Source organism: Oryzomicrobium sp., from assembly GCF_021287045.1.
Taxonomy (GTDB): domain Bacteria; phylum Pseudomonadota; class Gammaproteobacteria; order Burkholderiales; family Rhodocyclaceae; genus Oryzomicrobium.
Window position 1 is genome coordinate 240,625 of the sequence record NZ_JAJTBG010000003.1, and the last position, 20,907, is coordinate 261,531.

Here is a 20,907-nt window from a genome sequence, read left to right on the forward strand (position 1 = left end):
CGCAACGGTCGCGGCCCAACGACAAAGGCCCGGGAGCCATGCTCCCGGGCCTTTGCCTTGAATGCCGAGCCGCGCCGGACGTCACGGCCCGGCGCGGTGCCGCCGGTGCTTATTCCCGGTAGTAGCCGACGCCGACCAGGTTGCCGCCCTCGCGGCGGATGAAGGTGTGCTTCTTCTCCACGGCGTTGGTCAGGGGGTTGCGCCACACATAGTCCACCTCGCCCTCGCCGCGCCGCTTGGCCAGGTCGATCATCTGCTGGATCAGGGGGTGGCCTTCCACGTCGGTCAGGTCCCGGGCGTCGCTGCCGGTCATGGCCGGATTGGCGCCCATGGCCTCGAAGCGGCCGTTCTCCAGGTTCACCGCGAACACGTAGAGGTCGCCGTTGAAGAAGCCGCCCACCGGATCGTTGAAGCTTTCCCGGGCCTTGTCCATGCCGTCCTTGCGCACTAGGGCCACGGCCCGGTTGAGCATGCGCCGGGCGTCGTTGGCGGTGGAGCGGGGAGCGTAGTAGCCCACCCCCAGCACATAGTCGCCGCTGCGGTGCAGGAAGGTGACTTTCGGTTCGACCTTGTTGCTCGCCCGGTTGAGCCACACGTAGCGCACCTGGGCGTCGCTCTGGCCCTTCACCGCGTCGAGCATGTTGCGGAACAGGGGGTTGCCCGCCGCATCGCGGCTTTCCAGCACGTTCAGGCCCACCAGGCTGTCGGCGGCGGCGCCGCTGGCCCGGTAGACGCCCTGCTGGTCGATGGCGAAGACGTAGAGGTCGCGCTTGACGAAGCCTCCCTTGGGGTTGTTGAAGGCGGAAAAGGCCTTCTCCGGCCCGTTGGCCTCCAGGTACTTGACCGCCGAGGCCAGCAGGGCCTGGGCCTGGCGGGCGGTGGAATGGTTGGCATTGTTGGCATTGTTGGCATTGTTGGCAATGTTGGAATTGTCGGCGGCGGCCTGGGCCAGGGCGGGCAGGCACAGCAGGGCCAGCAGCATCCCGGCGCGGCGCAGCAGATTGACGGCTCTCATCTCGGTGTCACTCCCTCGTTCGTAGCAAAAAGAAAAACGGCGGCGGTGGCGGTGCTTACGGCACCCGTCACACTGCCGCCGGTTGCAGTTCCACCAGGCCGTAGCGCGCCGCCAGGCGGAACAGGGCCAGGTCGTTGTCCACCTCCAGCTTCTGGCGGATGGCGGACAGGTGGTTGAAGACGGTCTTGGGGCTCAGGTGCAGGCGGGTGGCCACGGCCCCGGGGGCCTCGCCCCCGGCGGTGAGGCGCAGCACCTCGAATTCCCGGGGGGTGAGGCGGGCCAGTTCGCCGCTGCCTTCCAGAGCCAGCCGGGCGAGCAACTGGGCCACGTCGTCTGAGAAGGCCTGCTGGCCCTGGGCCACCTTGCGGATCGCCGCCACCATCTCCAGGGGTTCGGAATGCTTGGTCAGGTAGCCCACCGCCCCGTTGCGCAGGGCCTGGGTCACGTAGGCCGACTGGTGGTGCATGGAAAACACCAGGATGCGCAGGTCCGGCTGCCGGTCGAGCAAGCGGCGGATCGCCTCCAGGCCGCTGCCCTGGCGCAGGGACAGGTCCATCACCACCACGTCCACCCGGGGCGCGTCGCGCAGGGCGGCACAGGCCTCGTCGGCGCTGGCCGCCTCGGCCACCACGGTGAGGCCGGGCTCGGCGTCGATCAGGCGACGGTAGCCGGTACGCACCACCGCGTGGTCGTCCACCAGCATCACGTTGAGGATCATCTCCACTCCTTCCTGTTATCGCTACAGCGGAATCCGCGCCACCAGGCGCAGCCCCCGGGGGGCGGCATCTTCCACGGCCAGGACGCCGCCGCACATGGACAGGCGCTCGCGCATGCCGAGCAGGCCGCCGCCGCTGCGTCCCGCCACTTCCTGAGCGCGCCCCCGGCCGTCGTCTTCCACCGACAGCCTGATCGCCCCGTCCGCCACCCCGCAGGCCACCCGCACCAGGCCGGCGCCGCTGTGGCGCAGCACGTTGGTGAGGGCCTCCTGGAGCACCCGGTAGAGGGCCAGGCCGGCGGAGGCCGGCAGGGCCGGCAGCGGCTCCAGTCGGCATTCCAGGGCGATTTCCGGGGCCCGGGATTTCCAGCCGCCGGCCAGGTCCTCCAGGGCGGCGGCCATGCCCAGGCCCTCCAGGCCGTGGGGCCGCAGCTGGGCGAGCAGACCGCGCACGTGGCCGGCAATGCGGCGCGATTCCCGGCCGATCTCCTGGGCGCACTCGGCCACCTGGGCCGCCGGTGCCGTGGCGGCGTGGCGCTCGACGAAGGCGGCCGAGGCGCCGATGGCGGCCAGGGACTGGCCGAACTCGTCATGCAATTCACGGGCCAGTTCCCGCCGCTCGGCCTCCTGCACTTCGAGCAGGCGGCGGGTGAGTTGGTGCTGGGTGTCCCGGGACTGAGCCAGGCGCTCCCCCAGCCAGGCCACCGCCCGGCCGATGCGGTCGAACTCGCGCAACTCGAAACGGGGCAGCCCGGGATCGGCCTCGCCCCGTTCCAGCCGGGCCAGGCCCAGCTCCAGTTCGCGCACCGGCGACAGGGCCCGATGCACCGCGTACCAGGCCGCCGCCAGGGAAACTGTTGCAAATAGGAGCAACACCAGGAACAGGCGGGCCGAGTCGCGCCATTTTTCAACAATCTCGCTGCCCGGATCGGGGCGGATCACCAGGGTGGCCTCCCCCAGGGGAATACGGTGGGCAGAGGCGGCGGCCGGGGGCACCAGCCAGTCCGGCAGGATGCTGTCTTCCAGGGGGGCGGGGTCGGCCGCCGGCCCGCCTGGCCCGGCCTCATTCCGTTCCAGGATGGCCTGGACGTGGCGCAGGCCGCCCCGCTCGATCAGGGCCTGCACCGCCGCCAGATCGGCGGCGCCCTGGCTCTGGGAGGCCCGGGTGGCGGCGAGCAGCAGGTCGGCCAGGCGCGACGAGGCGGCCTGTTCCTCGACGGCGTCCTGGCGCAGGGCCAGCAGCCAGACCAGGGCGACGGCCGCCGCCAGCACGGCGAAGAAGCCGGCCAGGCGGACCACCAGGAGACGGCGCAAATCCATGACGTTGCCCTTGCAAGCGATGACGGGCGGTTCAAGCAGGAAGCATTCCACCGGCGGGAACCTTTCCCGGCCACGGCAGGCGCTTTTCCCGGGACGGAAACGGGGGGGCTTTTCCATACTGCCCCGAGCACTGGAGACCCCACTGGAGACCCATCGGCCCGGTGCGCCCCATAACGATCAGGAGACGACCCCGTGAAACTGCATGCCAACGCCTCATCCCGCCCCCAACGCCTGACCCTCGGCCTGGCCGCCGCCGCGCTGGCGGTGGGCCTGGCCTTTCCCGCCCAGGCCGCCGGAAGCAAGGTGACCTGGGACGACATCGCCAACGACGACAAGACCCCCGGCGACGTGCTCACCTACGGCCTGGGCCTGAAGGCCCAGCGCCACAGCACCCTGGCCAAGATCAACACCCGCAATGTGGCCGGCCTGGTGCCGGCCTGGAGCTTCTCCTTCGGCGGCGAGAAGCAGCGCGGCCAGGAAAGCCAGGCCCTGGTGCACGACGGGGTGATCTACGTCACCGCCTCCTACTCCCGCATCTACGCCCTGGACGCCCGCACCGGCAAGCGCCTGTGGGAATACGAGCACCGCCTGCCCGAGGACATCCGCCCCTGCTGCGACGTGGTCAACCGGGGCGCGGCGATCTACGGCGACAAGGTCTATTTCGGCACCCTGGACGCCTCGATCGTGGCCCTCAACAAGGACACCGGCAAGGTGGTGTGGAAGAAGAAGTTCGGCGACCACAAGGTCGGCTACACCATGACCGGCGCGCCCTTCGTGGTGAAGGACCAGAAGAGCGGCAAGGTGCTGCTGGTGCACGGCTCCTCCGGCGACGAGTTCGGCGTGGTGGGCTGGCTGTTCGCCCGGGACCCGGACACCGGCGAGGAAGTGTGGGCCCGCCCCCTGGTAGAAGGCCACGTGGGCCGCCTCAACGGCAAGGAAAGCACGCCTACCGGCGATCCCAAGGCCCCGTCCTGGCCCCGGGACAAGGACGGCAACCTGGTGGAAGCCTGGCACCACGGCGGCGGCGCCCCCTGGCAGACCGCCAGCTTCGACGCCGAGACCAACACCATCGTGATCGGCGCCGGCAACCCGGCCCCCTGGAACACCTGGAAGCGCACCCAGGAAGGGGACGACCCGCGCAACTGGGACAGCCTGTTCACCTCCGGCCAGGCCTACGTGGACGCCAGCACCGGCGAACTGAAAGGCTTCTTCCAGCACACCCCCAACGACGCCTGGGACTTCTCCGGCAACAACTCGGTGGTGCTGTTCGAGTACAAGGACAAGAACGGCAAGCTGGTGAAAGCCTCGGCCCACGCCGACCGCAACGGCTTCTTCTTCGTCACCGACCGGGAAAAGCTGGCCACCGGCGCCGGCTACCCGAACAAGCCCACCTCCCTGATCGGCGCCTGGCCCTTCGTGGACGGCATCACCTGGGCCTCCGGCTTCGACCTCAAGACCGGCCGCCCGATCGAGAAGAACAACCGGCCGCCCCTGCCCAAGGACGGCGCTGACAAGGGCGAATCGATCTTCGTCTCGCCGCCGTTCCTGGGCGGCACCAACTGGATGCCCATGTCCTACAGCCCGGTCACCGGCCTGTTCTACATCCCGGCCAACCACTGGGCCATGGACTACTGGACCGAGCACCTGACCTACAAGGCCGGCTCCGCCTACCTGGGCCAGGGCTTCCGCATCAAGAAGCTGCACGACGACCATGTGGGCGTGTTCCGCGCCATCGACCCCAAGACCGGCAAGATCGTCTGGGAGCACAAGGAGAAGTTCCCCCTGTGGGGCGGCACCCTGACCACCGCCGGCGGGCTGCTCTTCTCCGGCACCTCGGACGGCTTCGTCAAGGCCCTCGACGCCAAGACGGGCAAGGAACTGTGGAAGTTCCAGACCGGTTCCGGCGTGGTGTCCGTGCCCATCACCTGGGAAATGGACGGGGAACAGTACGTGGCCATCCAGTCCGGCTACGGCGGCGCCGTGCCCCTGTGGGGCGGTGACATGGCCGACCTGACCAAGCAGGTCACCCAGGGCGGTTCGGTCTGGGTGTTCAAGCTGCCCAAGCAGGTGGCGTCCCGCTAAGGCCCCGAGCGGGCGCGGCCTGGGCCGCGCCCGCCTCTATCGCTTTTTCCACTTTTTCCACTTTTCCCACCGGAACCCATTCGCCACGAGGGTGCCATGCACAGAATCCTTTGCCTGATGCTGCTCGCCGCGGCCTGCCTGCCGTCGTCGCCGGCCTGGGCCGAGCCGGCGGGCGATCCGCCGGTGATCAACGGGTGCGGCATCTGGCCCCACGCCCGCTGCCGCGGCGCCGACCTGCGCCACGCCGATCTTTCCGGACGCAACCTGGCCGGCGCCGACCTGACCGGGGCCAAGCTGGCCCGGGCCGACCTGCGCGCCGCCAACCTGGCCGGCGCCATCCTCGACGGGGCCGACCTGAGCGGCGCCCGGCTGAACAAGGTCAACGCCCCGGGGGCCTCGTTCAAGGGCGCCACCCTGGTGGGGGCCGACCTGGAATTCGCCCGCATCATGCGCGCCGACTTCAGCGGTGCCGACCTGACCGCCGCCAACCTGGAAGCCGCCCGGGCCAGCTTCGCCTGGTTCGTCGGCGCCCGCATCGTCAACGCCAACCTGCAGGAAACCAAGTTCGTGACCGTCAATTTCAAGGACGCGGTGATGGAAGGCTGCCTGACCCGCTACACCATCTTCCCGGACGCCTTCACCGAAGGCTGCGCCGGCTGCCCTAAGGACTGGTGAGCCATGACCGCCCCCCTGATTTCCCCGGTGCGAAACGCCGCCCTGGGCCGCGCCCTTCGCCCCCTCCTCCTGGCCGCGGGTCTGGCCTTGGGAAGCGCACCCGCCCAGGCCTACGAGGTAGTGCGCCCCGACGTGGACCTGTCGGCCTTGCCCCCCCTGGGCGACGCCTGGCGTGACGACAACCCCTACCGGGGCAACCCGGCGGCGGTGGCCGCCGGCCGGCAGGTCTTCAACCAGGCCTGCGCCCAGTGCCACGGCAGCGACGCCGATCCCCGCCAGGGCATGCCGGCCCCGGACCTGCGCCCGCTGCACCGCTTCTGCCAGCGCATCCCCAGCCCGGAACTGAAGGCGGCCTGCATGCGCGACAACGACGCCTTCTTCGCCACTTCGGTGCGCTTCGGCAAGGTGCGGGTCGGGGTGGTGCACATGCCGCCCTGGCAGGGCATCCTGCCCCAGGAAGCGGTGTGGGCGGTACAGGCCTTCATCGAGTCGGTGGCGCGCTGACCCGGCATGGGCGAGCAGCCGATTCGTCCCCCAGAAGCGAAAACGGCACGGGCGCCGCAGCGCCCGTGCCGTCGTCATTGCCGGTGCGTCCCGGGGGACGCTACCGCTGCACCGGTCAGGACTTGTGCAGCTTGAACACCCAGACCGAACCGCCCTGCTCCAGGAAGTTCACGCGCTTGGCCACGTCGCCGCCCCACAGAGGAACGGCGCCGCCCCAGCCGGTGACCACGGCGACGAACTGCTCGCCGTTCTGCTCCCAGGTGACCGGGGGCGCGACGATGCCGGTGCCGGCCTGGAACTTCCACAGTTCCTTGCCCGACTTGGCGTCCAGCGCCTTCAGGTAGCCTTCCGGGGTGCCGTAGAACACCAGGCCGCCGCCGGTGGCCAGGGCACCGCCCCACAGGGGAGCGTAGTTCTTGTTCTCCCAGACGATCTTCCCGGTGACCGGATCCACGGCGCGCATGGCGCCGATGTAGTCGTCGTGCAGGGCCTTGATGGTGAAGCCGGCACCCAGGTAGGCCGCGCCCTTCTTGTAGGAGACGGGCTCGTTCCAGATGTCCATGCCCCACTCGTTGGCGGGCACGTAGAACAGGCCGGTCTGCTGGCTGTAGGCGATCTGCTGCTGGTTCTTGCCGCCGAGGAAGGACGGCGCCGAGAACACCACCTTGCCCTTGCTGCCGTCGCTGCCGGCGGCCGGGTCGCCCGGGCGGTTTTCGTCGTTGTAGATCGGCCGGCCAGTCTTGAGGTCGATGCCCTTGGCCCAGTTCAGGTCATGCACGAAGGGGAAGGCATTGAGCAGCTTGCCGTTGGTCCGGTCGTTCACGTAGAAGAAGCCGTTGCGGTCAGCCTTGCCGCCGGCCTTGACCACCTTGCCGTCCTTACCCTTGTAGTCGAAGGAGACGAACTCGTTCACCCCGTCGAAATCCCAGCCGTCGTGGGGGGTGTTCTGGTAGTGCCAGACGATCTTGCCCGAGTCGGGATCGATGGCCAGGGTGGAGGACGAGAACAGGTTGTCGCCGGGGCGCAGGTGGCTGTTCCACGGGGCCGGGTTGCCGGTGCCGACGAAGATCAGGTTGGTGTCCGGATCGTAGGTGGCGCCGTTCCAGGTGGAGGCGCCGCCGGTCTTCCACATGTCGCCGGACCAGGTGGCGTTGAGGGTGCCGCTGATGCCGTTCTCGACCTTGGTGCCGTTCTCGTAGCGGTAGCCCATGTGGCCTTCCACCGTCGGGCGGCTCCACAGCAGCTTGCCGGTCTTGGCATCCCGGGCCTCGAGGCGACCGACCACGCCGAACTCGCCGCCGGACACGCCGGTCACCACCATGCCCTTGACGATCAGGGGGGCCGCGGTCATGGAATAGCCGGCGGCGTAGTCGTCCACCTTCTCCTTCCACACCACCTTGCCGGTGTCCTTGTTGAGGGCCACCAGCTGGGCGTCCAGGGTACCGAAGATGACCAGGTCGCCGTACAGGGCCGCACCCCGGTTGATCACGTCGCAGCAGGGCATGATGCCGTCGGGCAGGCGGTGCTCGTACTTCCACAGCTTCTTACCGGTGGCCACGTCCAGGGCAAAGATGCGCGAGTAGGAGGCGGTTACGTACATCTTGCCGTCGTAGATCAGGGGCTGGGATTCCTGGCCGCGCTGCTTCTCGCCGCCGAAGGAGAAGGACCATACCGGCACCAGATCCTTCACCGTCTTGGTGTTCACCTTGTTAAGGGGGCTGTAGCGCTGGCCCTGGGTGCCCATGCCGAAGCTGACCACGTCGCCGGTGGTCTTGGCGTCGTTGACGATGTCGACGTCGGTCACCTCCTTGGCCGATGCCTGGCCAAAGGCCAGCAGCGCCGACGCCAGCAGCGTCAGGGCCAGTGCTTTGTTTCGTGGGGTGCGGCTGCGTTTCATGAAGATGCCTCCTCGGTTGTAATAGCTATGGGTTCGGGTGACGGCGACCCGCGCGCCGATCCGGTCGCGCGGGGGCGCAAGGCGGGCCGCCGCCCCCCCTTTCTGCAATCCCCATGCCAAAAACGTGGATCGGGAAGAATTCCCGGCCCCGGGGCGCTCTCCTCCCGTCCGCCCTCGCCGCCGGGCTCCCGGCACTGCTTCAAATGTCATCACCTGTACCAAAGTGCGACACCCGGGGACGCCCCGGCGGGCAGCGCCCCGGCATCGGCCCCGCCCCCGGGCGGCATCGGCTCCCCCCGCCGGGTCGCGGCATGGCGATTGCTTAAGAGGAAAACGAGAAAACCGAATCCCGATCGAGATGCGGCGCCCACGCAGGCGCCGCCAAGGAGGAGACATGAGGAAGACCCTGCGCGCCGCTGGCGCGCTGCTGCTGCTCGCCCCCTGGCTGGCCCTGGCCGCCCCGGCGGCCAAGCCCCCCGCCGCCCCGGACCCCCTGGATTCGGCCCGCTGGGAGGACATGCGCCGCCAGCTGTTCGCCGACGCCCCGGTGGCGTTCGACGCCCGCATCAAGGTGAGCGCCCCGTCCATGGCGGAAAACCCGCTCAACGTGCCGATCACCGTGGACGCCACGGCCCTGGCCCGGGATCTGCCGGGCAGCGTGCGCGAGATCCTGGTCTTCGCCGACTTCAACCCGATCGTCCAGATCCTGCGCTTCTACCCCGGCCAGGCCACGCCCTTCCTGGGATTCCGCGTCAAGCTCCAGCAATCCACCCCCCTGCGCGCCGCGGTGCGCGGCGACGACGGCGTGTGGCGGGTTGGGGGCGCCTGGGTCAACACCACCGGCGGCGGCTGCACCGCCCCGTCCGTAGGCTCCGCATCCCCCGAATGGCAGCGCCGCCTCGGCGAAGTCAGCGGCCGGCTGTTCGCCCGGGCCACCGACGGCGGCCAGGGCCAGGAACGGGTCCGGCTGCGCATCGTGCATCCCATGGACACCGGCCTGGTGGGCGGCATTCCGGCCTTCTTCATCCAGGAGTTGGTACTGCGCGACGGCCAGGGCCGGGACCTGATGCGCATCGAGCCCAACGAGCCGGTCAGCGAAAACCCGGTGTTCACCGTAGACTTGGCCGGCAACGACACCCGCCGCATCCAGGTGAGCGGCCGGGACAACAACGGCAACCTGATCCAGGCGTGGCTCGAATGAAAACCGTCATCCGCGCACTCCCGGCCCTGGCCGCCCAGGTTGCCCAAATTGCCCTATTCGCCGCCCTGGCCCTGCCCGCCGCCGCCCGGGCCGGCGAAGAGAGCTACCAGAACTACGACTACGCCCTGGCGCCGCGCCGCATCGCCGCCGACACCTACGTGCTGGTGGGGCGCAACGAGGACTTCACCCCGCGCAACGGCGGCAACATCGTCAACACCGCCTTCATCGTCACCGACGACGGCGTGGTGGTGATCGACACGGGCCCCTCGCGCCGCTACGGCGAGCAACTGCGCCAGGCCATCGCCCGGATCACCGACAAACCGGTGGTGCGGGTGTTCAACACCCACCACCACCCGGACCACTTCCTCGGCAACCAGGCCTTTGCGGCCCCGACCCTGGCCGCCCTGCCGGGCACCATCGACGGCATCCGCCGCGACGGCAACGCCTTCGCCGAAAACCTCTACCGCCTCTCCGGCGACTGGATGCTCGGCACCGAGGCGGTGGCCCCCGCCGCCCCGGTGGCCGCCGGCACCCAGAACTTCGGCCGGCACCGCCTCGAAGCCATTGCCGACCTGGGCCACACCGACGCCGACCTGGTGCTGCTCGACACCGCCACCGGCGTGCTGTTCGCCGGGGACCTGCTGTTCCACGGCCGGGCCCCGACCACGCCCCACGCCGACATCGCCCACTGGCTGGCGGCCCTGGACCACCTGGAACGCCTCGCCGCCAGCGGCCGGGTGAGCCTGGTGGTGCCCGGCCATGGGGAGGTGGCCGCCCCCGCCGAACCGATCCGCCAGACCCGCCACTACCTGCGCTGGCTCGACGCCACCCTGCGCCAGGCCGCCGACGACGGACTGGACATGAACGAGGTGCTGGCCCTGCCCCTGCCGCCGGACATCGCTGCCCTGGCGGTTTCCGAAGCCGAATACCGGCGCTCCGTCGGCCACCTCTTCCCGGCCATCGAGCAGGAAGCCCTGGCCCGGCACGGAGGCCGCCCCTAGGGCGGGAGCCATGGCCGCCCCCCTGGCCCTTACCGCCCCGGCCGGCGCTCCGCCCCGGCTGTTCGTCGTGGCCCTGGGCCTGTCCCTGGCCCTGCACGGGGCGGTGCTGTTGCTGCCCCGGGCGACCCATGGCGCGCCGCCGGACCTGCCGCCGTTGCAGGTCACCCTGTACCTGGATGCCGCAGCGTCGGCCCCTCAGCGTTCCCCCCAATCGCCGTCCCCCGCCGCCGCGCCGGCGGCAACGCCGCCTGCGCCCGCCGCCCCCCAGGCCCGTCACCGCCCGCTTCAGGCCGCCCCCCGGGCGGAAACGCCCCGCCCCCTGGCCGTGCCCGCCCAAACCGCCGCCCTGCCGGCCCCCGCCGTGCCCGTCCTTCAGGCGGACGCCGGCCCGGCCGGCGCCAAAACCGCCAGCGGTACCGCCGAAGCGTCCACCGCAGCTTCCACCGTCGCCGCCCAAGCCCCGGCCCAGGCCCGAGACGCCGTCGCCCCGGGGGACAACGATCCCAACGCCCTGGCCCGCTACGGCCGCGCCCTGTCGTCCCTTCTCGAACGGCAGCAGCACTACCCCCGCCTGGCAGCCATGCGCGGCTGGGAAGGAGAGGTGCGCCTGCAACTGAGCATCGCCCGCAAGGGCACCATCGTCGCCATCCAGATCGCCCATTCCAGCGGCTTCGACGTGCTCGACCGGAGCGCCCTGGAACTGGTCCAGCAGTTGCCCGAGGCCCTGCTGCCTCCGGTGCCCGCCGCCCTGCGGGAGCGGGAATTCCAGATCGTCGTGCCGATCCTCTACCAGCTGCGCAAGCCGGCCTGAACCCAGCGACGACCACCATGCGCGCCCTGCCCCTCCACACCCGCATCGGCCTGGTCCTGACGGCCCTGGCGGCGGCCATGCTGCTGGTCCTGGGGCTGGTGTGGACGCGCAGCGTCCAGACGTCGATCCACGAAGAGGTGGAAGCCGCCAGCCGGGTGGCAGAACAGTGGCTGAAGGTCCTGGCCGGCGAGACCCGCCAGGCCGGCCCCGCCCCCCTCCTGGCGCGGATTTCCGCCGTGGGCCGGATTCGCGCCAACAGCCTGGAAGTGCTCGGCGCCGACGGCGCCCGGCTCTACCATTCGCCCCCCTCCGGCTACAAGGTGGGACGAGCGGCCCCGGCGTTCTTCGCCGCCCTGGTGGAGCCGGACTTTCCGCCCCGGCGCATCCAGGCCGGCAACCTGACCCTGGTGCTTTCCCCGGACCCCTCCCGGGCCACCCTGGACGCCTGGGACGGGCTGTGCGCCCTGGCGGGCTGGGCCCTGGGCCTGCTGGCCCTGCTCTTTCTCGGCTGCCTGCTCGCCCTCCATCGGGCCCTGGCCCCCCTGGGCCGGCTGATGGCCGCCCTGGACCGCACCGGCAACGGCCGCTTCGACACCCGCCTGCCAGCGACTGGCGCCCCGGAACTGGCGCGCCTGGCCCGGGCCTTCAACGGCATGGCCGACCGGCTGGCCGAAGCGGTGGACGAGAACGTGCGCCACGAAAGCGCCCGGGAAGTGTCCCGCCGCCTTCAAGGCCGGCTGGAGGACGAGCGCCGCGACATCGCCCGGGAACTGCACGACGAACTGGCCCAGGGCATCACCGCCGTGCGCGCCCTGGCCGGCGCCATCGTCCAGCGCAGCGCCGCCGAGCCGGCCCTGGCCGATCACGCCCGCAACATCGTCGCCGTCACCGGCGACATCCAGGACGGGGTGCGGCGCATCCTGCACCGGTTGCGCGAGCCCGCCGGCAGCAGCCTGGCCGCCGCCCTGGAAGCCCTGGCCGACGCCTGGCGGCAGCGGCACCCGGAAACCGTGCTGGTGGTGAATCTCGCCCCGAACCCGACCCTGGAGCGGGACGACCTGCCCGCCCCCTTCGCCCAGGCGGTGTTGCGCATCGTCCAGGAAGGGCTGACCAACATCGCCCGCCACGCTCGGGCCAGCCGGGCTGAGTTATCCCTGCACGGCGAGGCCGGGGGCCTGTGCCTGCGCCTGACGGATAACGGCATCGGCGCCGCCGCCCTGATGTCGCCCTCCCCCTCCGTTTCACCCGCCGAATTTTCCGCCATATCGCCCGCCACTGGCTGCGGCCTGGGGCTGGCCGGCATGGGCGAGCGGATCGCCGCCCTGGGCGGCCGGTTACGCCTCGACACCCCGCCCGAGGGCGGCTTCCGCATCAGCGCCTGGCTGCCCGCCACCCACCCCGACCCCGCCGTACAGGAGGACCGCCCATGAGCCCCCGCCTCGACGCCACCCGCGTCCTGCTCGCCGACGACCACGCGGTGGTCCGCCTCGGCTTCCGCCTGCTCCTCGAAGGCGCCGGCGCCCACGTCTGCGGCGAGGCCGACAGCGGCGAGGCGGCCCTGCGCCGCTATGCCGAACTGGCCCCGGACGTGCTGGTGATCGACGTGTCCATGCCCGGCATGGGCGGCCTGGCGGCCCTGGAACGCCTCCTCGCCCGCCACCCGGAGGCCCGGGTGCTGGTTTTTTCCGCCCACCAGGACGCGGTCATCCCCAGCCGGGCCCTGCGCCTGGGCGCCCGGGGCTACCTGTGCAAGCGCTGCGCGCCGGAGGAGTTTCTGCGCGCCGTGGCCCGGGTGGCCGCCGGCGAACGCTACCTGGACCCGGAACTGGCGCCGGCGGTGGCCCTGGCCCAGCTGGGCAGCGCCGCCCATCCGGTGGAGGCCCTGACCGAAAAGGAATTCGAGGTCTTCCTCCAGCTCGCCCAGGGGCGCTCGGTCAACGACGTGGCCAAGGACTTCTTCCTCAGCCCGAGCACGGTGGGCAGCCACCTCTACCACATCAAGCAGAAGCTCAACCTGCAGAACGCCGCCGAAATGGCCCTGCTGGCAGTGCGCAGCGGCCTGGTGGAAGCCTGAGCCTGAGCCTGAGCCTGAACCTCTGACTCCGTTCCATCCCGGCCGCCCGGTCCGGACTCATGATTTTCGCTAGGGCTGGTTGGCGAATCCCCCGGCGACCGGCGGGGATGCGGCGGGAATAATCGTTTCCATGGTGCGGCAAGGTGCCGCCCACCCATAACGACAACATCGAGACATCCACATGCCCGTCCGTCCCACGCCCCTCTTCCTCGGCCTCGCCGCCATGGCGCCCTTCGCCGCCGCCGGCGCCACCGATGCACCGGAAGCGATCCTCGATCCGGTGGTCATCAGCGGCAGCCGCAACGAGCATTCCAGCTTCGACCTGCCCGCCTCCATCGACGTGGTGGATGCGGACCGCATCGGCGCCGCCCAGGCCAAGGTGAACGTCTCCGAAGCCCTGTCCTCGGTGCCTGGCCTGGTGGCCCTCAACCGGCAGAATTACGCCCAGGACTTGCAGATTTCGTCCCGGGGCTTCGGCGCCCGTTCCGCCTTCGGCGTGCGCGGCATCCGCCTGATCGCCGACGGCATTCCCGCCACCATGCCCGACGGCCAGGGCCAGGCGGCCACCTTCGACCTGGATGCGGCGGAGCGCATCGAGGTGCTGCGCGGCCCCTACTCGGCCCTCTACGGCAACCACTCCGGCGGGGTGATCCAGATGTTCACCCGGGACGGCCAGGGCCGCCCCACCCTGGAAGGCTCGGTCAGCGCCGGCAGCTACGGCACCTGGAAGGGCGATGTGAACGCCCAGGGCGAAGCCGGGGGCGTGGGCTACGTGCTGGACGGCTCCCGCTTCAGCACCGATGGCTACCGCCCCCACAGTGCCGCCACCCGGGACCAGGCCATGGCCAAGCTGACCACCCGGCCCGACGCCGACAGCAAGCTCACCCTGGTGGCCAACGGGCTGTGGCAGCACGACACCCAGGACCCCCTGGGCCTGACCTGGGGCGCCTACCAGAAGAACCCGCGCAGCGTGGACCCGGCGGCCCTCACCTACAACACGCGCAAGAGCATCGACCACACCCAGGGCGGCGCCACCTACGAGCGCCGCTTCGGCGAGGACGTGTTGCAGATCACCGCCTACGCGGGCAGCCGCCAGGTGACCCAGTACCAGGCCATTCCCAAGGCGGCCCAGATCAACCCGCGCAGTTCCGGCGGGGTGGTGGATTTCGACCGCAGCTTCGGCGGGGTCAACCTGCGCTGGATCATGTCCCGGGCCCTGGGCAGCGGGCGCCTGACTACCACCGCCGGCCTGGACTACGACCGCTCCAGCGACGACCGCAAGGGCTACGAGAACTTCATCGGCAACACCTTCGGGGTGATGGGCAAGCTGCGTCGCAACGAGGTGGACACGGTGTCCAACCTGGACCCCTACGTGCAGACCGAATGGCAGAACGAGCGCTGGTCCCTCACCGCCGGCCTGCGCCACAGCCGGGTGCAGGTGGAGGTGGACGACAAGTACCTGGCCAACGGTAACGACAGCGGCAAGCTCACCTACAGCCAGACCACGCCCATGCTGGGGGTGGTGTACAAGGCCACCCCGGCCCTCAACTTCTACGCCAGCGCCGCCCGGGGCTTCGAGACGCCGACCCTGAACGAGCTGTTCTATTCCGGCAACGGCAACGGCTTCAACTTCGGCCTCAAGCCGGCCCGCAGCACCCACCTGGAAGTGGGGGCCAAGGCCTTCCTGGGCAGCGACACCCGGGCCAACCTGGCCCTCTTCCAGGTGCGCACCGACGACGAACTGGTGGTGGACATCTCCAGCGGCGGGCGCACCAGCTACAAGAACGCCAGCCGCACCCTGCGCCAGGGTGTGGAGCTGGCGGTGGACAGCACCTGGAGCCACGGCTTCACCAGCCGGGTGGCGCTCACCGGCCTGCGGGCGGTGTACGACGACAGCTTCACCAGCACCAGCAGCGGCACCGTGCCCGCGGGCAACCGCATCCCGGCGGTGCCCGCCGCCACCCTGTTCGGCGAACTGGCCTGGAAGGACCCGCTCACCGGCCTGAGCGCCGGGGTGGAAACCATCGCCCGGGGCAAGATGTACGTGGAAGACAGCAACACCCAGCAGGCGGCGCCGGGCTACGCCCTGATCAACCTGCGGGTGGGCGCCGAGCAGAAGAGCGGCCCCTGGGTGTTCAAGCAGTTCGTCCGGGTGGACAACCTGTTCGACCGCCAATACATCGGCTCGGTGGTGGTGGGCGACGCCAACGGCCGCTTCTACGAGCCGGCCCCGGGCCGCAACTGGCTGGCAGGGGTGAGCGTGCGCTACCGCTACTGACCCCGTTCCGACGGTCCCGTTTTTTCCTCCTTTTTCTCTCTGCCACCTCCCGTTTCGTCTCCTTTTGTTTCTTGTTGTTTCCTCCTCCTTTTCACGCCCCGGCCTCCGGGGCGTTTTTTTTGCTGCATTGCCGCAAACGAAAACAGGCGGGAGCAACAGCCAAGCCAATGATTCTGAAACGAAAAAAACTGTTTCAGAGTGGGCCAGACGGCACGCCCCAGGCTGCAACAATGTCGAAATAATCGACACCGCCGTAAGTTACGACTGGTGTCAAAAAACGAAAAAATCGTCCTGAAATCGACAACCCTATTGATTGTTGCGATTACGCGTCATGAACACCGTGTTCATGGCACGTCCCTCGCGCCTATGCATCCATCCCGCCTACCGGGGCGGGACTCAAGGAGGAGTCCGGGACGCCCTTTTTGCGGCCCCCCGGTATCCAGATCAAAAAGATGCATGGAGACTATCAATGACCCATTCCCAGATCCTGCGCCCCCTGGCGCTCGCCCTGCTGGCCATCGGCCCCGGCGCCGCCCAGGCGGTGAGCTTCACCCAGGGTGACGTGACCATGGACATCAACGGCACCGTGAACGGCTTCATGGTGACCCGGGAAATGCAGCTCACCAGCCGCGCCACCGGCCAGACCGTGAAGACCACCGACAGCAGCCTGACCAACGGCCTCTTGCCCGGCTGGATCAACTTCGTCGCCACCACCACCGCCAACGGCCAGGACATCAAGGCCCACATCAGCTTCGCCCCGGGCATCTCCAACCAGTCCACCATCGTCGGCCTGCCGTCGAACAACTCCAACGTCCAGGCCCTGGGCCTGAACAACCCGCCCAACAGCCCCTACAGCCAGGTGGACACCCGCAACGTGTACTTCCAGTTCGGCAACAAGGACTGGGGCAACATCAAATTCGGCCGCGACATCGGCCTCTTTGGCCAGAACATCATCCTCTCCGACATGACCCTGCTCGGCGTGGGCGGCACCTCCTGGGCAAGCATCCCCTTCAACACCACCTTCGGGATGATCGGCCACGGCTACATGTACACCGGCTTCCAGCCCCAGATCACCTACACCACCCCGACCAAGAACGGCTTCTCCGGCGCCGTGGGCATCTTCCAGCCGAGCAAGTTCGCCGGCAACGAGACCAAGACCCCGGGCGTGCAGGCCATGGCCCAGTACGACTGGAAGGGCACCACCACCGGCAAGGTGTGGGGCGGCCTGATCCAGCAGAACACCAGCTGTTCCAACACCACCTTCGGCGGCGACAGCTGCGCCGGCGTGCGCACCTACAGCGCCAGCGGCCAGGAACTGGGGGCCAAGGTCGGCTACGGCAACTTCGAGGCGGTGGCCTACGGCTTCACCGCCCGGGGCCTGGGCCTGTCCACCGTGGGCGCCCTGTTCAACGGCGGCGGCAACCCGGCCACCGGCGAGCGGGTCCGTTCCAACGGCTACTTCCTGCAAACCACCTACAAGTTCGGCGATACCAAGGTGGGCGTGAACTACGGTCGCAACAGCGACAAGGACGGCCAGCTGGTCAATGCCGGCCGCCAGATCCGCAACCAGGCGGTGACGGTGGGCGTCTACCACTCCCTCAACAAGTACGTGACCCTGGTGGGGGAAATCAACCGGGAAAAGATCGACAACGTGCTCGACCTGAATGCCGACGCCAAGAACACCACGGTGTCGCTGGGGGGCATCATCTTCTTCTGACCTCCTGGTTCTTCGCGATTACCTTCTGCTTGGCGGCACCCCTGGTGCCGCCTTTTTTACGTCCGCGCCGTTCTTCCGGATAATGGCCGCTTCCCGCCACCGTTCCCCTGCCTTCCCGCCACGTTCCCGGTCCCGATCGATCCCATGCTCCGCCTTACCGCCCGCCTGCGCCGCCTCTGCCTGATGCTGCCGTTCGCCGCCACCGCCGCCCTGGCCCAGGGTCCCGAACTGGTGGCCACGCCCCTGCCCACCGGCGACTACGCCGTGGCCCGGGACGCCTTGGTGGAAGCGGTGGAAGCCAAGGGGCTGGTGCTCGATCCACCCAGCCGCTTCGGCGAGATGCTCAAGCGCACCGGTCCGGACCTTGGCATGGGGGCGCCGGTGTATGCCCAAGCCGAGGTGTTCCACTTTTGCAGCGCCCGCATCGCCTGGACCCTGGCCCAGGAAGATCCGCGCAACGCCTCCATGTGCCCCCTGTCCATCGCCCTCTACGCCCTGCCCCCCCAGCCCGGCAAGGCGCCGGCGGTGTACGCCACCTACCGTTCGCCGGGGGATGCCACCCCGGGCCAGCGCCAGGCCGAAGCCCTGCTGCGCGCCATCGTCGCCGACATCCAGGCCAACGCCGCACCCTGAGCCTGCGCGGGACTGCCGCCGTTGCCGCACCATGCAAAACGGCCCGGGGACACGCAGTCCCCGGGCCGTTTCCGTTGACGCTCGATGATCGGCAATCACATGAAGCGGTAGCGCACCCCCACCACGTAGGAGCGGGGCGCCCCCGGGGCGACGAAGCGGGCGTCCGCCGAATCCCGCGGGGTGATGTGGGGCTGGAGCAGCTGGCCGTTGGGGAACACGTCCTGGGCGATCAGGCCGAAGGTCTCGTAGCGGCGGTCGAACAGGTTGTTCACCCCGGCGTAGAACTCCATGGCCTTTTCCGGCCGGTAGGCAAGGCGCAGGTTGAACAGGGCGTAGCCGGGGATGCCCCAGTTGCCCACCGTGGGCGCCTTGCCCGGCACCGGATCGGCGATCAGCCCGTCCTCGTTGCCGGCGGTGACGCGGCGGGAATAGGCCACCATGTCCATGCCCACGGTGAATTTGCCGGTAGCCGCCCAGTCGGCGCCGATCTTGATGGTTTCCCGCGGCAGCCCGGCCATCTGCATGCCCGGCTTGGCCTGGATGGTGCGGGCGCCGGCATTGATGGTGCCGGTGGCGTCGTAGGTGGCTTCCAGGTGGCTGTAGTTGAACCGCAGGGTGACGTCGCCGATGCGCTTGCGGGCGCTCAGGTCCACACCCTGGTAGCGGGTCCGGTCGAAGTTGGCGAAGTAGCCCATCTGGGTCGCCGTGGCGTTCATAAACAGGATGTCGTCGTGGTTCAGGGTCCGGTAGGCCGACAGGGACAGGTAGGTGTCCGACGACGGCTGCCAGCGGAAGCCTGCCTCCACGGTGCGCGACACCACCTGCTTGAGGTAGGGGTCGGACTGGAGGCCCACCGGCAGGCGGCAGGGCTGGGTCGGGTCGGCGCAGCCCAGTTCGATCACCGTGGGCACCCGGTTGCTCTGAGAGGCCGAGGCGAACAGGGTGACGCCGCCGCCCACCTTCTGGGCCAGGCCGAGGGCCGGGTTGAACTTGCGGTAGGTGAAGCTTTCCCGGGGCTGGTCGCCGCCGTTGGGGTCGAGCAGGGTGTTGGTCACTCGGGCCTGGTTCCAGCGGCCGGACAGGGTCAGGTGGGTGTCGGGCAGCAGCGCCCAGGTATCGGCGGCATACACTGCCACGTTCTCGGCATGGCCGCGCACGCCAGCCTCCTGGGTGCGCGGCGAAGTGGGATCGGCCACCACGCCTCGGTCGGCGGTGAACCAGCCAAGTTGCTCGTAGCGGGCGTAGCTGGAACGGCTGGCGTCGTAGGAGGCCCCCAGGGTCAGGTGGTGGTCCCGAGTTTCCTTGAACAGGTTGAGCATGGCGCCGTAGCTGTCCTGGCTGGCCCGGGTGTCGTTGAGCACCGCGCTGTTGAGGGCGGCGCCCTGGGCCCGGGTGTAGCCGCACTTGGCCGGTTTCTTGGGGGTGCCGTTGGCATTGAACCCGTTCTCGCAATTCTCGACGTAGTCGGCGTATTCGTTGCTCACGTCGCCGTTGGTGCCGCTGCGCCGGCTGCTGCGGCTGTAGACCATGCCCGCCAGCTGGGTCTTGTCGTCGAGCCAGTGGCTGACGTTGAGGGCCACCTGATCGAGGCGGTTGCGGGTCTCGTCCGGGTAGGAATAAACGGCGCTGCGGCTGTCCTCGTAAAGGCCGCTCATCAACTGCTTGTTGGACCAGCGGTAGCTCGGCAGCAGGCCGTTGCCGAGCAGGCGGCTGGAGCCGCCCAGGTAGGTGATGTCCCAGCTGGTGGCGCCCAGGGTGCGGCCGATCTTGAAGAAGCCGTTGCCCAGGTCGCTGGGGGAATGGTCGCGCCAGCCGTTTTCGGCGAACAGGGTGCCGGCGGCGAAGGCATGCCAGCCGTCGCTGCCGCGCCAGCCGTAGCCCAGGTCGAGGCGCTGGCGGTTGTTGCTGCCGTAGGAGAGGTCGGCGGTGAGGCCCGGGTGGGTCAGGCCCGACTTGGTGGTGAAGGCCAGGGCGCCGCCCAGGGTGTTGAGGCCGTAGACCGGGTTGGAGCCGGGCACCAGGGTGGTTTCGGCGATGGCCGACTCGGGCAGCATGTCCCAGTTCACCACGTCGCCGAAGGGCTCGTTGACCCGCACCCCGTCCAGGTAGACCGACAGGCCCTGGGGGGTGCCGAGGATCGACGAGGCGCGGAAGCCGCGGAAGGTGACGTCGGTCTGGAACGGGTTGCCCTGGATGTTGTTGGTGTTCACCCCGGTCAGGTTGCGATCCATGAAGTCCGTCAGGTTGAGGGACAGGGAACGGGCCACGTCGTCGCTGGACGCGGTCTGCACCTCGTAGGGCAGCAGGTCCCGGTCGATGCCCAGGCCGGGCAGGGGCGCGGTGCCGACGATGGTCACCGGCGGGGCTTCGGCCTGGTCCGGGGAAGAAACGGAGGAAGTGGCGGCGGAAGAATTCCCGGCGGCGACGGCCGGGTGGGCCAGGGCCTCGGCCACCAGGGCGGCGGCGGCGATCAGGCGGAAGGCCGGGTGCGTCGTGCCGCCCTTCCCGGAGCGGAATGCAAAACGGCGGGATGGCAGGCGGGGGCGCAGTAACCACATGGGGCAGGTCTCCTCTTGGTATAGGTGTCCCCACCAAGAGGCAAGCTCCATTCCCCCGGACCCGGGAATTCTTCCCGAGATGCATACCGCCCGGCCGATGTGGGAAGAATGCCCGGCCAGAAGGGGTTTCCGGCAGGTGGCACGACGCCGCCACAACCACCGCGGCGCCCCACCGTCCCTGCGCCGCCGGGCCGCCCTATTCTCGGGTGCTCCAATCCGGCACACCCGGGGGCGGATGCACCGCCCCTGTCCCGGGACGGCACACCCGGGCCTACTCACAAAACGTTCCAGCATCAAACGTGAGGGACTTCCTAGATTCAATAGGCAGGCGACACAAATACTCTAAATATCAGCCAGGTGGGTAAGTATCCAACACCTCCCATCGGCACGACCAGGCGCTGATTACGCAAATACTTAGTCAGCATC

At 69.4% G+C, this 20,907-nt stretch carries 16 protein-coding genes; 11 read left to right on the forward strand and 5 right to left on the reverse strand.

Annotation, left to right across the window (positions count from 1 at the left end; translation table 11 throughout):
- Positions 1–109: 109 nt before the first annotated feature.
- The 3 genes from LWW89_RS04650 to LWW89_RS04660 all read right to left on the reverse strand — a co-directional run bounded on the left by LWW89_RS04650 (position 110) and on the right by LWW89_RS04660 (position 3,050).
- The gene (locus tag LWW89_RS04650; protein ID WP_293261820.1) at positions 110–1,015 is read right to left on the reverse strand and encodes a cache domain-containing protein; all 906 of its coding nucleotides are present in this window, start codon (positions 1,013–1,015) and stop codon (positions 110–112) included.
- A gap of 67 nt (positions 1,016–1,082) precedes the next feature.
- Positions 1,083–1,733 carry a response regulator transcription factor gene (locus LWW89_RS04655; RefSeq protein WP_293261823.1) on the reverse strand — a complete coding sequence of 217 codons (651 nt, stop codon included), beginning with the start codon at positions 1,731–1,733 and terminating at the stop codon, positions 1,083–1,085.
- A gap of 21 nt (positions 1,734–1,754) precedes the next feature.
- A complete protein-coding gene (locus tag LWW89_RS04660) occupies positions 1,755–3,050 on the reverse strand; it encodes a histidine kinase (protein ID WP_293261826.1) in 1,296 nt (431 codons plus the stop codon).
- A 243-nt stretch (positions 3,051–3,293) separates the two neighbouring features.
- Between LWW89_RS04660 and LWW89_RS04665 the strand changes: the two genes are divergently transcribed.
- From LWW89_RS04665 to LWW89_RS04675, 3 genes are all read left to right on the forward strand, one after another.
- Positions 3,294–5,132, forward strand: a complete 1,839-nt coding sequence (locus LWW89_RS04665) for a methanol/ethanol family PQQ-dependent dehydrogenase (protein ID WP_293262172.1) — start codon at positions 3,294–3,296, stop codon at positions 5,130–5,132.
- A 96-nt stretch (positions 5,133–5,228) separates the two neighbouring features.
- Positions 5,229–5,807, forward strand: coding sequence for a pentapeptide repeat-containing protein (locus LWW89_RS04670; RefSeq protein ID WP_293261829.1), 579 nt, complete (start codon positions 5,229–5,231; stop codon positions 5,805–5,807).
- 3 nt (positions 5,808–5,810) lie between these two features.
- Positions 5,811–6,311, forward strand: coding sequence for a c-type cytochrome (locus tag LWW89_RS04675; RefSeq protein ID WP_293261832.1), 501 nt, complete (start codon positions 5,811–5,813; stop codon positions 6,309–6,311).
- Between the two features lie 115 nt (positions 6,312–6,426).
- On the opposite strand, the gene LWW89_RS04680 is transcribed toward LWW89_RS04675, so the two are convergent.
- Positions 6,427–8,208, reverse strand: a complete 1,782-nt coding sequence (locus LWW89_RS04680; RefSeq protein WP_293261835.1) for a PQQ-dependent methanol/ethanol family dehydrogenase — start codon at positions 8,206–8,208, stop codon at positions 6,427–6,429.
- 394 nt (positions 8,209–8,602) lie between these two features.
- On the opposite strand from LWW89_RS04680, the gene LWW89_RS04685 reads away from it, so the two are divergent.
- The 8 genes from LWW89_RS04685 (at position 8,603) to LWW89_RS04720 (ending at position 17,923) form a co-directional block, all read left to right on the forward strand.
- Entirely contained in the window at positions 8,603–9,409 is an 807-nt protein-coding gene (locus LWW89_RS04685) for a quinoprotein dehydrogenase-associated SoxYZ-like carrier (RefSeq protein ID WP_293261838.1), read from the forward strand.
- Complete coding sequence (locus LWW89_RS04690; protein ID WP_293261841.1) at positions 9,406–10,410, forward strand: quinoprotein relay system zinc metallohydrolase 1; 1,005 nt, start codon at positions 9,406–9,408, stop codon at positions 10,408–10,410. The genes LWW89_RS04685 and LWW89_RS04690 overlap by 4 nt, the downstream gene beginning before the upstream one ends.
- A 10-nt stretch (positions 10,411–10,420) precedes the next feature.
- Positions 10,421–11,221 (forward strand): energy transducer TonB, encoded by an 801-nt coding sequence (locus LWW89_RS04695; protein WP_293261844.1) that lies wholly within the window; start codon positions 10,421–10,423, stop codon positions 11,219–11,221.
- Between the two features lie 17 nt (positions 11,222–11,238).
- Positions 11,239–12,651 carry a HAMP domain-containing protein gene (locus LWW89_RS04700; protein WP_293261847.1) on the forward strand — a complete coding sequence of 471 codons (1,413 nt, stop codon included), beginning with the start codon at positions 11,239–11,241 and terminating at the stop codon, positions 12,649–12,651.
- A complete protein-coding gene (locus LWW89_RS04705) occupies positions 12,648–13,295 on the forward strand; it encodes a response regulator transcription factor (RefSeq protein WP_293261850.1) in 648 nt (215 codons plus the stop codon). Before LWW89_RS04700 ends, LWW89_RS04705 begins: the two co-directional genes overlap by 4 nt.
- 181 nt (positions 13,296–13,476) lie before the next feature.
- Positions 13,477–15,573: a TonB-dependent receptor gene (locus LWW89_RS04710; protein WP_293261853.1), complete on the forward strand. Its 2,097-nt coding sequence runs from the start codon at positions 13,477–13,479 to the stop codon at positions 15,571–15,573.
- Positions 15,574–16,042: 469 nt separating this feature from the next.
- Positions 16,043–17,290 carry a porin gene (locus tag LWW89_RS04715; RefSeq protein ID WP_293261856.1) on the forward strand — a complete coding sequence of 416 codons (1,248 nt, stop codon included), beginning with the start codon at positions 16,043–16,045 and terminating at the stop codon, positions 17,288–17,290.
- 144 nt (positions 17,291–17,434) lie between these two features.
- Positions 17,435–17,923, forward strand: a complete 489-nt coding sequence (locus LWW89_RS04720) for a DUF302 domain-containing protein (protein WP_293261859.1) — start codon at positions 17,435–17,437, stop codon at positions 17,921–17,923.
- A 95-nt stretch (positions 17,924–18,018) separates the two neighbouring features.
- On the opposite strand, the gene LWW89_RS04725 is transcribed toward LWW89_RS04720, so the two are convergent.
- Positions 18,019–20,481 (reverse strand): TonB-dependent receptor, encoded by a 2,463-nt coding sequence (locus tag LWW89_RS04725; RefSeq protein WP_293261862.1) that lies wholly within the window; start codon positions 20,479–20,481, stop codon positions 18,019–18,021.
- Positions 20,482–20,907 lie beyond the last annotated feature (426 nt).

Excerpts from the sequence above, each read along its gene's own strand:
- LWW89_RS04720 (WP_293261859.1), top strand. The coding sequence starts at position 17,435 with ATGCTCCGCCTTACCGCCCGCCTGCGCCGCCTCTGCCTGATGCTGCCG.
- LWW89_RS04670 (WP_293261829.1), top strand. The coding sequence starts at position 5,229 with ATGCACAGAATCCTTTGCCTGATGCTGCTCGCCGCGGCCTGCCTGCCG.
- LWW89_RS04705 (WP_293261850.1), top strand. The coding sequence starts at position 12,648 with ATGAGCCCCCGCCTCGACGCCACCCGCGTCCTGCTCGCCGACGACCAC.
- LWW89_RS04660 (WP_293261826.1), bottom strand. The coding sequence starts at position 3,050 with ATGGATTTGCGCCGTCTCCTGGTGGTCCGCCTGGCCGGCTTCTTCGCC.
- LWW89_RS04685 (WP_293261838.1), top strand. The coding sequence starts at position 8,603 with ATGAGGAAGACCCTGCGCGCCGCTGGCGCGCTGCTGCTGCTCGCCCCC.
- LWW89_RS04695 (WP_293261844.1), top strand. The coding sequence starts at position 10,421 with ATGGCCGCCCCCCTGGCCCTTACCGCCCCGGCCGGCGCTCCGCCCCGG.
- LWW89_RS04650 (WP_293261820.1), bottom strand. The coding sequence starts at position 1,015 with ATGAGAGCCGTCAATCTGCTGCGCCGCGCCGGGATGCTGCTGGCCCTG.
- LWW89_RS04690 (WP_293261841.1), top strand. The coding sequence starts at position 9,406 with ATGAAAACCGTCATCCGCGCACTCCCGGCCCTGGCCGCCCAGGTTGCC.
- LWW89_RS04725 (WP_293261862.1), bottom strand. The coding sequence starts at position 20,481 with ATGTGGTTACTGCGCCCCCGCCTGCCATCCCGCCGTTTTGCATTCCGC.
- LWW89_RS04680 (WP_293261835.1), bottom strand. The coding sequence starts at position 8,208 with ATGAAACGCAGCCGCACCCCACGAAACAAAGCACTGGCCCTGACGCTG.
- LWW89_RS04700 (WP_293261847.1), top strand. The coding sequence starts at position 11,239 with ATGCGCGCCCTGCCCCTCCACACCCGCATCGGCCTGGTCCTGACGGCC.
- LWW89_RS04715 (WP_293261856.1), top strand. The coding sequence starts at position 16,043 with ATGACCCATTCCCAGATCCTGCGCCCCCTGGCGCTCGCCCTGCTGGCC.
- LWW89_RS04675 (WP_293261832.1), top strand. The coding sequence starts at position 5,811 with ATGACCGCCCCCCTGATTTCCCCGGTGCGAAACGCCGCCCTGGGCCGC.
- LWW89_RS04655 (WP_293261823.1), bottom strand. The coding sequence starts at position 1,733 with ATGATCCTCAACGTGATGCTGGTGGACGACCACGCGGTGGTGCGTACC.
- LWW89_RS04710 (WP_293261853.1), top strand. The coding sequence starts at position 13,477 with ATGCCCGTCCGTCCCACGCCCCTCTTCCTCGGCCTCGCCGCCATGGCG.